Here is a 14,331-nt window from a genome sequence, read left to right as displayed (position 1 = left end):
CCAATTCATCTATAAGAAACCGGAGAACCCTATGTCGTTAAGCGTGTTCGACCTGTTCAAAATTGGCATCGGCCCTTCCAGTTCCCACACCGTCGGCCCCATGCGGGCTGCCGCACGTTTTGTCGAAGGTTTGGCCCGCGAGGGTTTGCTGCTGAGCACAGCCTGCGTGAAAGTCGAGCTGTATGGTTCCCTCGGCGCCACCGGTAAAGGTCACGGCAGCGACAAAGCCGTGTTGCTGGGGCTTGAAGGCGAACTCCCGGACACCGTCAACACCGAAACCGTGGCTGAACGCCTGGCGATGATTCGCAGCAGCGGGCGTTTGAACCTCAACGGTGAACACGCCATCGACTTCAACGAAAAACTGCACCTGGCGATGATTCGCAAACCCTTGGCCTTTCACCCCAACGGCATGATTTTTCGCGCCCTGGACGCCGCCGGCATACAGATTCGCAGCCGCGAGTATTACTCGGTCGGCGGCGGTTTTGTGGTGGATGAAGACGCTGCGGGCGCTGATCGCATCGTCGAAGACAGTACGCCACTGAAGTACCCGTTCAAAACCGCCAAAGAGCTGCTGAACCATTGCGCCACGCAGCACTTGTCCATCAGCCAAGTGATGCTGGCCAACGAAGGCGCCTGGCGCCCGGAAGCCGAAACCCGCAGTGGCCTGCTGCACATCTGGCAAGTGATGCAGGACTGCGTGAGCGCGGGCTGTCGCAATGAAGGGATTTTACCCGGTGGCTTAAAGGTCAAACGCCGGGCTGCTGCGCTGCACCGCCAACTGTGCAGCCACCCGGAAGCCGCCCTGCGCGATGCGCTGTCCGTGCTCGACTGGGTCAATCTGTATGCACTGGCGGTAAACGAAGAAAACGCCAACGGCGGGCGCGTGGTCACCGCGCCCACCAATGGGGCTGCGGGGATTATCCCGGCCGTGCTGCATTACTACATGCGCTTTATCGGCGGTGCCAACGAAGACGGCGTGGTGCGGTTTCTGCTGACGGCAGCCGCCATCGGCATTCTGTACAAGGAAAACGCCTCGATCTCAGGCGCCGAAGTCGGCTGCCAGGGCGAGGTCGGTGTGGCCTGCTCCATGGCCGCGGGTGCGCTCTGCGAAGTGCTGGGCGGCAGCGTGCAACAAGTCGAGAACGCCGCCGAAATCGGCATGGAACATAACCTGGGGCTGACCTGCGACCCGATTGGCGGGCTGGTGCAAGTGCCGTGTATCGAGCGCAACGCCATGGGCTCGGTCAAGGCCATCAACGCCGTGCGCATGGCGTTGCGCGGCGACGGCCAGCACTTTGTCTCGCTCGACAAGGTCATCCGCACCATGCGCCAGACCGGCGCCGACATGAAAAGCAAATACAAAGAGACCGCCCGCGGCGGTCTGGCTGTCAACATTATTGAGTGCTGATTTTCAAGGAGTTAAGAATGTCCACCGAACACCTGCTCATCACCCCGCTGCACGCACTGCACCTTGAACTCGGTGCCCGCATGGTGCCGTTTGCCGGCTATGACATGCCCGTGCAATACCCGCTGGGCGTAATGAAAGAGCACCAGCACACCCGTGAACAGGCCGGATTGTTTGATGTTTCGCACATGGGGCAGATCCTGCTGACCGGTGCCGGTGCCGCCAAAGCTCTGGAGACATTGGTGCCCGTCGACATTATCGACCTGCCGGTGGGCATGCAGCGTTACGCCATGTTCACCAACGAACAAGGCGGCATTCTGGATGACCTGATGGTTGCCAATCTGGGTAATGACCAATTGTTTTTGGTAGTTAACGCGGCCTGCAAGGAGCAGGACCTGGCTCACCTGCGCAAACATCTGAGCGCCCACTGCGAGATCCAGCCGCTGTTTGAAGAGCGCGCCCTGCTGGCCCTGCAAGGCCCGGCAGCGGTAAAGGTGTTGCAGCGTCTGGCACCTGACGTCGCCAAAATGACCTTTATGCAATTTGAGCCGGTGACGCTGCAGGGCGCGGCGTGTTACGTCAGCCGCTCGGGTTATACCGGTGAAGACGGCTTTGAGATCTCGGTACCGACAGCACACGCAGAAAAACTCGCCCGCGCCCTGTTGGCTGAACCTGAGGTTGAAGCCATTGGTTTGGGCGCACGTGATTCGCTGCGCCTTGAAGCCGGTCTGTGCTTATACGGCCACGACATGAACGAAAAGACCACGCCAATTGAAGCCAGCCTGTTGTGGGCGATCTCTAAAGCGCGCCGTGCCGACGGCCCGCGCGCGGGTGGCTTCCCCGGTGCTGACACCATTTTTGCCCAGCAACAACAAGGGGTTGCACGAAAAAGGGTCGGCCTGCTGCCCCAAGAACGCACACCGGTGCGTGAAGGCGCCGAGGTGGTCGATGCACAGGGTAACGTCATCGGCACAGTGTGTAGCGGCGGCTTCGGCCCTACCCTGGGCGCACCGCTGGCCATGGCGTATCTGGACAGTGCATTCACCCCGATAGACACCGAGGTCTGGGCGATTGTTCGGGGTAAACGTGTACCGATGAAAGTGTCTAAACTGCCGTTTGTAGCGCAACGTTATTATCGGGGATAAGCCCCAGGGCTTTTTATACAGTTGTATGACACTTGCGTGCCATACAACTGCCACAAAACAGTGCGAAGTTTCGATAGTGAAAAAAGCACTTTAAACCTGAAAACAATTGAACACCTCTATGAACACACTTTCTTTAACGCTGCCCACACCCCACTGTAGGAGCGAGCTTGCTCGCGATCTTTTGATCTTTTAAATGCGTTGCTATAAGTGAACTGCATGAGGTTATAAAGGGGTTTATTTAAGGGGCTTGTTTTTTTAATTCTGTTTTCGTAGAGTTTGACCACTGTGTTTGCATGGGTCGCTGGAATCGTGACCTGGGCAGTAGCTCTATGTTTGCTACAACCCGTTCTGCGTCTCTTACTTTCCTGCAACCCAGCACCAGTCCTCTTTCACTGTAAGGAGGCTGCCATTAATTGTTAGCGTCAAGGAATTAAGAAATGTCTCAACGTCAGAGCGGTACCGTCAAGTGGTTTAACGACGAGAAAGGTTTTGGTTTCATCACTCCGGAAAGCGGCCCGGATCTGTTCGTACACTTCCGGGCCATTCAAGGCAACGGTTTCAAAAGCTTGAAAGAAGGCCAGAAAGTGACCTTCATCGCTGTTCAAGGCCAAAAAGGCATGCAGGCTGACGAAGTTCAAGCCGAAGCCTAAGCTTCTGCTGCACAAAAGCCTCTGATGCTGACATCAGAGGCTTTTTTGTGGGCGCAATTTCGTAAGATGGGTTTTTCCTTCACGAGAGCCTGCCATGTCGAAACCACCACTTAGCCCCCAAGGCGACTTTCCCGCCGCCGGCCTGGGGCGCCGTCTGGCAGCCATGTTCTATGATTTTTTGCTGTGTACGGCCCTGCTGATCGTGACCACGTTTATCTACAAGCTGATCATGATGGGCTTTATCGGTGAAGCCAAAATGCGCGAGCTGTCAGAAGCCGGGGCGCTTGATGGCGATCCGTTGCTCTCGACCATTTTGTTGTTTGTCCTGTTCGCGTTCTTTGCCAAGTTCTGGACCCACAGCGGCCAAACCCTGGGCATGCAAGTGTGGGGCGTGCGCGTGCAAAACGCCGACGGGACGGCGATCAGCCTGTGGCAAGCGCTGTTGCGTTTTATGGTGTCGATTGGTTCGTGGCTGTGTTTAGGGCTGGGGTTTATCTGGTCTGTGTTCGATAAGCGCAAGCGCACCTGGCACGACATGTACTCCGACAGCCAGCTGGTTCGCATCCCTAAACAGAAGAAATAAAAAAAGCCCGTATCTCGCGATACGGGCTTTTTATTTTGGTTGTGCCTCTGTGTCACTGCCATTTGCTGCACAAACGGGTTGCTGCGCAACCCTTCGCAGCCTTCGGCAGCGACTACGAGGGCTAGTTACTCAGCCAGCTTGAAGGTAATGAAGCTGGCGCGACCCTGACGCAGTACACGCATCGAGACCGAACGATTTTTTGGCAATGCCTTGGCAATTTCAGTGAATTGCTTGGCATCGGTAATCGCCTGGTTGTTCAGATGAGTGATCACGTCACCCGGTTGCAGACCAATCAACGCCGCAGGACCGTCCTGTACGTCTTTGATGATCACGCCACCTTTGATGTCGTTGGCTTTCTTCTGTTCGTCGGTCAAATCAGCGACAGCGACGCCCAGACGGTTGCTGCTTTGCTCAGCACCCGTCAGGCCAGCCATTTCCTTGCCTTCATCCGGGATAGCGCCCACGGTGAGGTCCAGGGTTTTGCGCTTGCCGTCACGCACCACTTCAAGCGTGGCTTTGCTACCGGCTTTCAGCGCGCCTACAAGGTGCGGCAGGTCGGCCGACATGACAATCGGCTGGCCGTTCATGCTCAGGATCACGTCACCCACTTGCAGACCGCCTTTGGCAGCCGGACCGTCGTCCAGTACTTGAGCAACCAGCGCACCGGCAGGTTTTTCCAGGCCGAAGGATTCAGCCAGGTCTTTGTTGACCTCTTGAATCACCACGCCCAACCAGCCACGACTAACCTTGCCGCCGGCTTTGAGTTGGTTGGAAACGTCCATGGCCACATCGATAGGGATCGCGAACGACACGCCCATGAAGCCACCGGAACGGGTGTAGATCTGCGAGTTGATGCCGACCACTTCACCTGCCAGGTTGAACAGCGGGCCACCGGAGTTACCCGGGTTGATTGGCACGTCAGTCTGGATGAACGGCACGTAGCTTTCATTCGGCAGGCTGCGGCCGATGGCGCTGATGATGCCTTGGGTAACGGTGTGGTCAAAGCCGAACGGCGAACCGATCGCGACCACCCATTGACCGGCCTTGAGGTCCTGGGACTTGCCCAACTTCAGCACCGGCAGGTTTTTGCCTTCAATTTTCAGCAGGGCCACATCGGAACGCGGGTCTGTACCGACCAGCTTGGCTTTCATTTCGCTGCGGTCAGACAGGCGCACGATGATTTCGTCAGCGTCAGCCACTACGTGGTTGTTGGTCAGGATGTAGCCGTCCGGGGAGATGATAAAACCCGATCCCAGCGATTGAGCTTCGCGCTGACGCCCACCTTGGCCGCCGCCCATGCCTGGCGGCATGCCGCGTTCAAAGAAATCACGAAGCCCCGGCGGCAAGCCTTCGAGGTCTGGCATGTTTGAAACTTTGCGGTCCGGCAGCTTTTGCGTCGTACTGATGTTGACGACAGCGGGTGAGGCCTGTTCGACCAACTGCGTGAAGTCGGGCAGTTGCGCTTCAGCCAGCGCGGGGACTGCCTGCCCGAGCATCAGCACGGCAGCAAAAATGGGTAAGTAAGACTTCAATCGAGGCATTGGTTTACAGCTCCCGTTAATAGCCAGCAGGGTTGTGCAACGAGTCCCAAAAACTTAAGCCAGCATAGACCGGTTTTTGGGCGGACCAGAAACAAACAAGGTCAGAGCCCATTAGGCACTGACCTTTGTAAAAAAATTGAAAAAAACAATTTGAAATGTTGACCCTTCATTTCAGTGTTCCATCAAGGTTTTGCCGTCGCCGAGGGTTCGGCCTGCCCTGCCCGCATGGAGAGTGCGATGCGCTCTGCGGTGCCCATCGGGATCTCGCCCACCACGGTTGCGAGGATCTCTGCGTCAGGCGTCGAGAGGTGCCGTGAGACCGCAACGGTCGGCCCCAGCTGCAGACGCATGTCGGGCACAGCGTCGCCTTTCAGGGGTTCAAGGAACACCGAGAAACGCGTCAAGCCGTCGTCATACATGAGGCTGGTGACTTCTGTTTTGGTTTTGGGATCGCGACGCACGTTGCTGCTCAAGAGTTCAAACCCTGGCGGCAACCAGTCGGAATGCCAGCTGTGCGCAGGTTTGCTCACCGGTGCGGCTGCTTGAGACGTGGCCACGGCCTGACAACGGTCACTGGGGGTGAGCTGGCTGTCGTTGGGCGGCGTCGTTTCAAGGTGGGTGAACTGAAAACGCTCCAGCAACTGCCCTTTGTCATTGACCAGCAATGACTTCAAAGGCAAGCCGGTTTCACGGTCCAGGTACAGTTCAACGCCATAGCGATGCTGGTCACGCGGGGTTAGCACAATAACCGCCACCGGGCGACCGGCTACCCGCGAATCACCCGCGCGAGTTACGGCATACCAGTTTTCAAGGCGTTGCAAATCCAGCTGTCGCGCGGTGGTGTCGGCGACATCTGCAAGGCCATTGATCAGTTTGCCAGTGACGCACTCGGTGCGCCCATCGGCACGGACCACCTCGTAAGGCGCACCATCAAGCTGCACCAGTCGTTCACGCACTTTGCCGTCTTGCACACGGTGCCAGATGCGATGGGTCGAAAAACTCCCATTGCGCTCGTAAACAAACGTGCCTTGATAGCTTTGCTGCTGCTCAGCCGCGCCTAAGCGTTTTAGCCAGTCTTGGGCGTCATCGGCATGAGCAGGTACAACAAAAAAACCACTGAGCAGGAGCGGTAACAGAGGTAGGACGCGCATGATGGCCCTTAACGGTTTTCCAGGCTTGCAGCTCGTGCGTAAGGCAGCGGGCTTTCAGTTCCTTTCATGGCCGCTTGTTCAGCGTGCTGGCGCAAATAGCCCGGCAAACGCTGATTCTGCCAACCGGCCTGGCCTTGCAGTACACCATTGGCCATTGGCCCGGTGCCCTGATCAGAGCTTTCGCTGTAGTTGGCCAGTACCGCCGGGCCTTTGACTGTCGGCGCACTCAGGCTAGGCTGATTACCTTGCTGGGCCAATTGGGCGCCCACGATGTCATCCTGGTTGTACAGTCTGACACCCGCCAGAACAGCCACCGTCACCGAGGCAGCAACTGCCAGGCGGCCAATGCTTTGCCAGTGACTGCGCTTGGCTTTGGCGGGTGTTTGTTCTTCGGCCAGTGCGGCCGATACTGCAGATGCGATGTCCAGGCGAGGGATCAGCAGATCTTTGTGCATCACTGCACGGGCAACCTGGTAGCGATTCCAGGTGGCACGTGTTTGTGCATCGTCAAAGGCATTCAATACCCGACGTAATTCCAGTTCGTCCGCTTCGTTATCCATCACTGCGGACAGCGATTCCTGCAGGGCTTCACGACTCATGGCGGTTCCTCTCTTGGCTGTCGCCGCTGTCTCAGTTTTCCTGCAACAACGGCTGCAGGGCTTTATCGATGGCTTCCCGAGCACGGAAAATCCGGGATCGTACGGTACCCACCGGACATTGCATGACGCTCGCAATATCTTCGTAACTCAGACCATCAAACTCACGTAAAGTTAACGCCGTACGTAAATCTTCTGGCAGTAGCTGAATGGTGCGGTGAACCGTGCCTTCGATCTCATCGCGAAGCAAAGAACGCTCCGGCGATTCCAGATCTTTCAGACCGTGATCACCATCATAAAATTCAGCATCTTCAGAACTCACATCGCTATCGGGTGGACGACGACCGCGTGACACCAGATAGTTTTTCGCCGTGTTAATGGCGATGCGGTACAGCCACGTATAAAAGGCGCTGTCTCCGCGAAAATTGCCAAGTGCACGGTAAGCCTTGATAAAGGCTTCTTGTGCCACGTCCTGGGCTTCATGGGTGTCGTGCACAAAACGCACGATCAACCCGAGAATTTTGTGCTGGTATTTCAGCACTAGCAGATCAAATGCACGCTTGTCACCGCGCTGCACGCGCTCGACCAGTTGCTGATCCTCTTCCTGGGTTAGCATGAATACTCCTCATAAGACCGGGAGGAAGAGTGTTTTGCTAATTGATCAGGCTTGCAAACATAGACTCGGGCTTTACGCAAAAGTTCTCTCCCCCCTGGCAAGTTTCCTGCGCACTCGGATTTGGCACGCACGAAAACGCAGCTCGGGCTTGGCCGGCTGCGTCAATAATCTTGTCGTCAAAGTCACCTGCATGGGCCGTAAAATCAACCCCGCATGGCATTGACGCAACTCCCCTTTATGGCGGGCAACCTGCTATTGAACCCTGAGCCGTAGGAAAAGTTCCAAAATTCAGACCAGGTGTAACGTCTATAGCAGGATGAAATACAGTTCGGGCGCAGGTTGTGCCTGACGCGCAGCCTCTGGTTTGCCGATTTATTCTGCAAAACGGCATGCAGATCGCCACACTCTGAGGCACACTTCTCGCCCGCTGTAATGACCCAACGCCACAAAGGCCCGGCTATTGTGCCGATCCCCCCCTCTATATACTAGAGGGCGCTTTTTTTGCGGACATAAGAAGAATGAGCCAACATTTTCAACACGATGTGCTGGTGATTGGCAGCGGGGCTGCCGGTCTGAGCCTGGCGCTGTCATTGCCAGGCCATCTGCGCATTGCAGTTTTGAGCAAGGGCGACCTGGCCAACGGCTCGACGTTTTGGGCACAGGGCGGCGTCGCTGCCGTACTGGATGACACCGACACGGTGCAGTCCCACGTCGAAGACACCCTGAATGCCGGGGGCGGCCTGTGCCATGAAGATGCCGTGCGTTTTACGGTCGAACACAGTCGCGAAGCCATTCAGTGGCTGATCGACCAGGGCGTGCCCTTCACCCGCGATGAGGACGCCGACCCTGAACACCCAGGATTCGAGTTCCACCTCACCCGTGAAGGCGGCCACAGCCATCGCCGCATCATTCACGCCGCCGATGCCACCGGCGCGGCTATTTTCAAGACTCTGCTCGAACAAGCCCGCCAGCGCCCCAACATAGAATTGCTCGAACAACGGGTGGCCGTTGATTTGATTACCGCCCGTCGCCTGGGCCAAGAAGACGACCGCTGCCTGGGAGCCTACGTGCTCAATCGCGCCACCGGCGAAGTCGACACCTACGGCTCGCGCTTCACCATTCTGGCCTCTGGCGGCGCGGCCAAGGTGTACCTCTACACCAGCAACCCCGATGGCGCCTGCGGTGATGGCATTGCCATGGCCTGGCGCTCGGGCTGCCGGGTCGCGAATCTGGAATTCAACCAGTTCCACCCCACTTGCCTGTATCACCCGCAAGCCAAGAGCTTTTTGATCACCGAAGCCCTGCGTGGCGAAGGCGCACACCTCAAGCTGCCGAATGGCGAGCGCTTTATGCACCGTTTCGACCCGCGTGGTGAACTGGCCCCGCGAGACATCGTGGCCCGTGCCATCGACCACGAAATGAAACGCCTGGGCATCGACTGCGTGTACCTGGACATCAGCCATGAGTCCGACACGTTCATCAAAACCCATTTCCCGACGGTCTATGAACGCTGCCTGGAATTTTCCATCGACATCACCAAACAGGCGATTCCGGTGGTGCCTGCGGCGCACTACACCTGTGGCGGCGTCATGGTGGATGGTCACGGGCGCACCGACGTGCCCGGCTTGTATGCCATTGGCGAAACCAGCTTTACCGGCCTGCACGGTGCCAATCGCATGGCCAGCAACTCATTGCTGGAGTGTTTCGTGTATGCCCGCTCTGCGGCAGACGACATTCTCACGCAACTCGAACACATCGACATCCCGGATTCGCTACCCAGCTGGGATGCCAGCCAGGTAACTGATTCGGACGAAGACGTGATCATCGCCCACAACTGGGATGAGCTGCGGCGCTTTATGTGGGACTACGTGGGCATTGTCCGTACCAACAAGCGCCTCCAACGTGCCGAGCACCGTGTGCGCCTGCTGCTGGACGAGATCGACGAGTTTTACAGCAACTATCGCGTAAGCAGAGACCTGATTGAATTGAGGAACCTTGCTCAAGTAGCGGAACTGATGATCAGGTCTGCCATGAAACGTAAGGAATCTCGGGGTCTGCACTACACGTTGGACTATCCAGAGCTGCTGCCAGAGGCGAAGGATACGATCCTTACACCCGACAAATGAGGCACGTTAGGAGCCATAGCGTAGCACCATGGGGCCCCAGTTTGTAACAGCTTTGGCGCACATTTGTCCCAACGCTGAGGTCCTTATCACCTGCCCGCAAGGGTCCTTATCGTGCGCCTGAGCGAGCATGCGAGGGCCTATGGGGGTAAGCGCGCAGGTTAGTAGTTACAGGTGGTCACTCAGATTTTTGTGCCAGATCCTCATGAGGTGCCCTTGAGGCACCCATACAGCCAGAAGGCCACATGAACACCAACGCAGGCCCGTAGGCCGCGCTAAACGTGTCCATGAAGTTGTCCTAAGAGTTAAGGGATCGGTGAACCGTCAGGTTTGTGAGACCGTATTGAGTGGCAATCTCAAGGATGCCCTCATAGGATTTAGGCCAGCCTCCACCACTTGAGTCGTTGGTGGCCCCTGACTGGAGCAGGGCAAAGCAAACGGCTGCATATGGGGTCAGGTGATCGACTTGTATCTTCGTAACCACCCGTTTGTCCTTGTAGGTATAACAGAGAGTAAAACTCATGGCTGGCCTTGCCGTAACATGGTCGATGCCCAAGCATAGCAACTAAACAGCTCGCCCACGAGGCCCATTACGGACCTCATGGATACAGCGGGTGTTACGGCTTGACGACCACACGGGTGATCAACGGGAAGTCTACGGTCTCGACCTGAAGTTTCTCAGTAGGGTCCGCTGGGTTTGCCAACTTGATCCTGACCTTGGCCTGAGCCATTACGTCAGCCACACCGCTCACCTCAAAGTCCCAGCCCTGTACGCCAGCGTTACGGCTCGCCAGGATCTTCCATACGTCGCCTTCTTGATCATGGCGGAACGACAGCGAGGCAAAGCCCTTAGGCAGCATGAAGACACCACGGTCAGACCCAGAGTAGAACTGAGTGCGGCAACCCAACAGGTCCTCAATGGATTCGACACCGGCACGCTGGGCAGCACGCTCAAGCATTGCCTGCTCGGTCATGTGCATCAGCAACACGAAGTCGCTCAGAGAGTTACCTACCGACTGGTTGATGCTCATGGTCAAAGCGTCGATCCAGTCCTCAGCACGATCTCGTGGAGTGGTGCCCGCAATGGTGACCTCCTTGGCTTCGGTGCTTGGGGACTTAATGAGGATGTCCACAACGGTGGAACCACATGCCTTCTCGAAGTCGGCCAGCATCTTGTCCATCATCTGTTCCATGCCGTTGCCGGTGAAACCAGCGACCACATGAGCATCCAGAAGGGTGAAGCGGTGCGAGAAGAACGCAGCGGTATTGGTCGGCTCAGTGAAGATGAAGTCGCCCGCTACGGCCTCCCCTTTAGTGATCTTGGAGTGATCGTAGATCGACTGGCGCGGGTCAAACTCTACGTTGCGATTGACCATGTTGACCAGTTGAACGGGGGTCGGCTCGGTGCCCTTAGGGCGGAACTCGCAGGGGATCGCATCGACAGCGTTGTCGTGCCATTCGCCACCATTGAAGAATTCGTCCATACCTTGGGTGATGGCCTGGGCCAGCACACTGGAGTCAGTCGCCTGGGCGCCCATAGAGGCCTGGGTGGTGAACTGAAGGTTACCGCCATTGCCCCATACGGCAGCCTCATAGGAAGTCGGCGTGGTGTAGCGGTCGCGTTGGTCGCGGTGATCTGTAGATTTGAATGGGTTGGACATGAAATTGGTCTCCTGAATAAAGTTGAGAAAGGACAGGCTTAGTTGTTGTTGTCGAGCCAGTTGCCAGACGAGAAGTCGCTACGACCATTGGCACTGCGGATAGCGCGGCCCATGTCTTGATACTTGCGCTCACGGTCTTCACGCTTGGCACGGCGACGCGCTTCGTCCAAAGGGGTGATCTCGTAGGACTTGAAGCGCTCCGCATGTTCACGAGCTTCTTTGAGGCGCTCTGCAGTTTCACGCTCGGCCACAAACTTACGGGTCTCGACGGACCTCACGATGGCCGGGAAGGCAGCAACGCTCAGCCCAGCGTCCATGTACTGGCTTACGATGACTTCCTGGGCAGGCTTATTGGTTCCCGCTGTGGCAATCAAGGTAGCCAGCATCACGCCTTCAGCGTAAGCACGAGCCACGACCTGACCTTGTACTTCGACAGTTTCAGGGGTTACGTTTTGGATATTCAGTTGCATAGTGTTGGGTCTCCTACATCGAGACATTGATTCATGGCCTTGCCGCATAGAGGCAACGTGACCAGATGGCAAGGAGTAGCCGCACGGGCCTCTCAAGGTCATGATCAATATCTTCTGGGTTTGGGTTAGTTAGTGCGATCACGGGTCTGTAGCTTGGCGGGTGTGATCCGGGTGCCGATGGCGGACGGCGGAAAGTTAAAGCGGGGAAGTGATCGGCTGGCGGGTCAGCGGGATGCGCATGGGCGCTCGCATAACGGCGTCAAGATTCATGCTGGTTGTGGTGGTGATGGACTCGACGAATGAGACCATGACCGGATTGATCGCCTTCAGGTGTCCTATAAGTTTCTGGTAGTCCACTCCATACTCATCGTTGGTGATGACCTGTTCGCGGACATGCCAATCACGCCAGATTGTGCGCAAGGTGATCAGCTTGGTTCGGCTGGCTGGAGACGTGAAGAATGCGTTTAGCTGTTCGGTGAAAGTCACGGGCACATTCCCTTCGGTAGATCGGCAATCGTCATGCGTGCAGCGCCATCGCCCTTGATGTCGATCACATAGCCGTCAGTGTCGACCACAGGACGAGGCTTGCGGTGTTCGATCAGTCCCTTGGCGATGTTCTCAGCGTTCGGTCGAAGCCACTCATTGATACCCTTGAGGGTGACCTTGAAGAGGTGGCCGGTCAGTTGAATAGCCTTGTTGGACGTGGAGACCTCACGGACCCAACCGCTCTTGGCGTACTTAGGGTGCATCCGGGTCAGATCCTTGCGCTTAGCTGCGCGCCCCGTGGAGATGAACATTTCCATCACCTTATCTGGGTTCGCTACGCCAGCCAGACGGCAGGCTTCACGCCACGTATAGCCCGTGGTGGTCCCTTTACGGACATGTTCGTCGTAGGCTGGTGCCATTGCATCGACTCGGGTTTGCAGGTCGATCAGCGTTTCCGTGATTGCCTGTGAGGCGAACGCCGGGTTGGCTGCCTGCTCCAGTTCGATCCAGCGACCGACCACGGTGTAGCGCAGACCAGTGTCATAACCGGTGATAAGGGTGAATACCATGTGCTTGTTGAGGACCAGCATCGGGCGCTCAGCCTTCCGCCCGTCCAGGTATGTAGCTTCGATGGCCCCTGTAGATTGGTCATTATTTGAACACTCCTCAGATTTGAGGGCGTTAACCTTCGCGACAATAGCGTGTGCATCTCGAAGTACGTTGTCGTGACGCTTGCCAGTCATTGCGGCAATCTCGACGGTGGTCATGGTGATTTCTTTGATACCGTTAAACATAGTTGTCGGTCCTTTTCTGATAGCGCTCTCCAGGTCGCACCCACAGCCGATCATCCAGCCCCGACAAAGGGAACCGGCGTGGCATGAAGAGCGCTATCAGAAAAGACTGGATTGATGGTTGGCCCAGCGACGGGCGTTTGTGACCAGGGAATGGCTGCTGATATTTATTTCAGAATAAACCGAGCTGTCCCTGTTATTGTGAGGGTTTTTAAATCCACTTGACGAACCGCTTCGATTCCTTTAGGGAATCATGAAGTCCGTACCGGATGGCGAGACCCGTGGCAGACCCAAAGGGAGGGAGTTTCTTATGGGATCTTAAAGTCCACTTGTGAGTAGGGATTATTTTGCATTAGCAAATCCCTTCACCCTGGGTCCACCTTCATCCCAGGGAGTCCGCATTGAGAAACTCAGAGTTTTACCCCCAGACCTTAAAGACCTGGGTCATAAAGTTTTTCTTTTATATTATCCGGCGTTAAGTCTGAAAGGCCCGGAATAGAGCCTCCGAGTCCAATTCAGCCTTGATTGAAGGGTACCGCTCGACGTAGGAGGCGATCCCATGAGCAGCATGTCGGGCAGCCTTGGCGATGCGCTGTGCGGTCCGTAAACTGATCTCGCCGGTCTTGCAGGCCTCCGCCGTGATCTCCGTGGCGAACAACGCACCGATGACTGCACGGGCCTTTACGTTGATCTTGCCATTCGTAACCCCGGCACTGGTGATGATCGACCCCGTGATGATGTGATCGACCCACGGCAGTAGGTTAGGCACCGCGAGAAGGTACATGTAGGCAGCTACTGGATTAGCAAAACTGGTCTTGGGTCTGCCACGGACTGAATTGGCTGGCTCGACAGCTTCAGCAGTTGGTTCAACCTTTGACAGGGTGACATTGCCATGGTCCGCCGCGAGGCGATTATCAGCCCTACGCTCAGCAGTCCAGGCTTGATACTGCGCTTCAGGATTCTTGGGCCTGACCATCTCCCTTTGAGTGATGACCTCGCCCGTGGTCGGATCAGTGTGGAGGATGTGCCCCGTCTCATAATCAACGTGACGGTGAAGTGGTCCGGGTTGAGTAAGCAAAGTCATAGGGTGCCCTCACAAGATCAAATTGGCGA

14 protein-coding genes are annotated in these 14,331 nt (G+C 56.6%); 5 read left to right on the top strand and 9 right to left on the bottom strand.

What is annotated here, in order from left to right; genetic code table 11:
* Window positions 1-31: 31 nt before the first annotated feature.
* From GHO32_RS16140 to GHO32_RS16125, 4 genes are all read left to right on the top strand, one after another.
* Complete coding sequence (locus GHO32_RS16140; RefSeq protein WP_153334175.1) at window positions 32-1,408, top strand: L-serine ammonia-lyase; 1,377 nt, start codon at window positions 32-34, stop codon at window positions 1,406-1,408.
* A gap of 17 nt (window positions 1,409-1,425) precedes the next feature.
* Window positions 1,426-2,550 (top strand): glycine cleavage system aminomethyltransferase GcvT, encoded by a 1,125-nt coding sequence (gene gcvT / locus GHO32_RS16135; RefSeq protein ID WP_153334173.1) that lies wholly within the window; start codon window positions 1,426-1,428, stop codon window positions 2,548-2,550.
* Between the two features lie 437 nt (window positions 2,551-2,987).
* On the top strand, window positions 2,988-3,200 hold the full coding sequence (locus GHO32_RS16130; protein ID WP_007977299.1) for a cold-shock protein: 213 nt from the start codon (window positions 2,988-2,990) through the stop codon (window positions 3,198-3,200).
* 94 nt (window positions 3,201-3,294) lie between these two features.
* Window positions 3,295-3,783 carry an RDD family protein gene (locus GHO32_RS16125; RefSeq protein ID WP_153334171.1) on the top strand — a complete coding sequence of 163 codons (489 nt, stop codon included), beginning with the start codon at window positions 3,295-3,297 and terminating at the stop codon, window positions 3,781-3,783.
* Between the two features lie 125 nt (window positions 3,784-3,908).
* Here the strand turns inward: GHO32_RS16125 and GHO32_RS16120 are convergent, their stop codons facing one another.
* The 4 genes from GHO32_RS16120 to rpoE form a co-directional block, all read right to left on the bottom strand.
* Window positions 3,909-5,324, bottom strand: coding sequence for a DegQ family serine endoprotease (locus GHO32_RS16120; RefSeq protein WP_153334169.1), 1,416 nt, complete (start codon window positions 5,322-5,324; stop codon window positions 3,909-3,911).
* A gap of 182 nt (window positions 5,325-5,506) precedes the next feature.
* Window positions 5,507-6,475: a MucB/RseB C-terminal domain-containing protein gene (locus tag GHO32_RS16115; RefSeq protein ID WP_153334167.1), complete on the bottom strand. Its 969-nt coding sequence runs from the start codon at window positions 6,473-6,475 to the stop codon at window positions 5,507-5,509.
* Window positions 6,476-6,483: 8 nt separating this feature from the next.
* Window positions 6,484-7,074 (bottom strand): sigma-E factor negative regulatory protein, encoded by a 591-nt coding sequence (locus tag GHO32_RS16110; RefSeq protein WP_048367991.1) that lies wholly within the window; start codon window positions 7,072-7,074, stop codon window positions 6,484-6,486.
* A 31-nt stretch (window positions 7,075-7,105) separates the two neighbouring features.
* A complete protein-coding gene (gene rpoE / locus GHO32_RS16105; RefSeq protein WP_048367992.1) occupies window positions 7,106-7,687 on the bottom strand; it encodes an RNA polymerase sigma factor RpoE in 582 nt (193 codons plus the stop codon).
* A 518-nt stretch (window positions 7,688-8,205) separates the two neighbouring features.
* Between rpoE and nadB the strand changes: the two genes are divergently transcribed.
* Window positions 8,206-9,813, top strand: coding sequence for an L-aspartate oxidase (gene nadB / locus GHO32_RS16100; RefSeq protein WP_153442917.1), 1,608 nt, complete (start codon window positions 8,206-8,208; stop codon window positions 9,811-9,813).
* A 614-nt stretch (window positions 9,814-10,427) separates the two neighbouring features.
* Here nadB and GHO32_RS16095 read toward each other — a convergent pair.
* The 5 genes from GHO32_RS16095 to GHO32_RS16075 all read right to left on the bottom strand — a co-directional run bounded on the left by GHO32_RS16095 (window position 10,428) and on the right by GHO32_RS16075 (window position 14,302).
* On the bottom strand, window positions 10,428-11,471 hold the full coding sequence (locus GHO32_RS16095; RefSeq protein WP_056789499.1) for a hypothetical protein: 1,044 nt from the start codon (window positions 11,469-11,471) through the stop codon (window positions 10,428-10,430).
* A gap of 38 nt (window positions 11,472-11,509) precedes the next feature.
* Window positions 11,510-11,941 carry a hypothetical protein gene (locus tag GHO32_RS16090; RefSeq protein ID WP_056789497.1) on the bottom strand — a complete coding sequence of 144 codons (432 nt, stop codon included), beginning with the start codon at window positions 11,939-11,941 and terminating at the stop codon, window positions 11,510-11,512.
* A gap of 195 nt (window positions 11,942-12,136) precedes the next feature.
* Window positions 12,137-12,427 (bottom strand): hypothetical protein, encoded by a 291-nt coding sequence (locus GHO32_RS16085; RefSeq protein WP_056789494.1) that lies wholly within the window; start codon window positions 12,425-12,427, stop codon window positions 12,137-12,139.
* Complete coding sequence (locus GHO32_RS16080) at window positions 12,424-13,221, bottom strand: Rha family transcriptional regulator (protein WP_056789493.1); 798 nt, start codon at window positions 13,219-13,221, stop codon at window positions 12,424-12,426. The genes GHO32_RS16085 and GHO32_RS16080 overlap by 4 nt, the downstream gene beginning before the upstream one ends.
* A gap of 472 nt (window positions 13,222-13,693) precedes the next feature.
* The gene (locus GHO32_RS16075) at window positions 13,694-14,302 is read right to left on the bottom strand and encodes a hypothetical protein (protein WP_153442915.1); all 609 of its coding nucleotides are present in this window, start codon (window positions 14,300-14,302) and stop codon (window positions 13,694-13,696) included.
* Window positions 14,303-14,331: the final 29 nt, after the last annotated feature.

The organism is Pseudomonas sp. FSL R10-2189, from assembly GCF_009600325.1.
Lineage (GTDB): Bacteria > Pseudomonadota > Gammaproteobacteria > Pseudomonadales > Pseudomonadaceae > Aquipseudomonas > Aquipseudomonas helleri.
This window is presented reverse-complemented; position numbering and strand designations above follow the sequence as displayed.

What these genes read in the sequence shown, in the direction of transcription:
- GHO32_RS16125 (WP_153334171.1), top strand. Translation starts at nt 3,295, where the DNA reads ATGTCGAAACCACCACTTAGCCCCCAAGGCGACTTTCCCGCCGCCGGC.
- GHO32_RS16080 (WP_056789493.1), bottom strand. Translation starts at nt 13,221, where the DNA reads ATGTTTAACGGTATCAAAGAAATCACCATGACCACCGTCGAGATTGCC.
- GHO32_RS16110 (WP_048367991.1), bottom strand. Translation starts at nt 7,074, where the DNA reads ATGAGTCGTGAAGCCCTGCAGGAATCGCTGTCCGCAGTGATGGATAAC.
- nadB (WP_153442917.1), top strand. Translation starts at nt 8,206, where the DNA reads ATGAGCCAACATTTTCAACACGATGTGCTGGTGATTGGCAGCGGGGCT.
- GHO32_RS16090 (WP_056789497.1), bottom strand. Translation starts at nt 11,941, where the DNA reads ATGCAACTGAATATCCAAAACGTAACCCCTGAAACTGTCGAAGTACAA.
- GHO32_RS16120 (WP_153334169.1), bottom strand. Translation starts at nt 5,324, where the DNA reads ATGCCTCGATTGAAGTCTTACTTACCCATTTTTGCTGCCGTGCTGATG.
- GHO32_RS16140 (WP_153334175.1), top strand. Translation starts at nt 32, where the DNA reads ATGTCGTTAAGCGTGTTCGACCTGTTCAAAATTGGCATCGGCCCTTCC.
- gcvT (WP_153334173.1), top strand. Translation starts at nt 1,426, where the DNA reads ATGTCCACCGAACACCTGCTCATCACCCCGCTGCACGCACTGCACCTT.
- GHO32_RS16095 (WP_056789499.1), bottom strand. Translation starts at nt 11,471, where the DNA reads ATGTCCAACCCATTCAAATCTACAGATCACCGCGACCAACGCGACCGC.
- GHO32_RS16130 (WP_007977299.1), top strand. Translation starts at nt 2,988, where the DNA reads ATGTCTCAACGTCAGAGCGGTACCGTCAAGTGGTTTAACGACGAGAAA.
- rpoE (WP_048367992.1), bottom strand. Translation starts at nt 7,687, where the DNA reads ATGCTAACCCAGGAAGAGGATCAGCAACTGGTCGAGCGCGTGCAGCGC.
- GHO32_RS16115 (WP_153334167.1), bottom strand. Translation starts at nt 6,475, where the DNA reads ATGCGCGTCCTACCTCTGTTACCGCTCCTGCTCAGTGGTTTTTTTGTT.
- GHO32_RS16075 (WP_153442915.1), bottom strand. Translation starts at nt 14,302, where the DNA reads ATGACTTTGCTTACTCAACCCGGACCACTTCACCGTCACGTTGATTAT.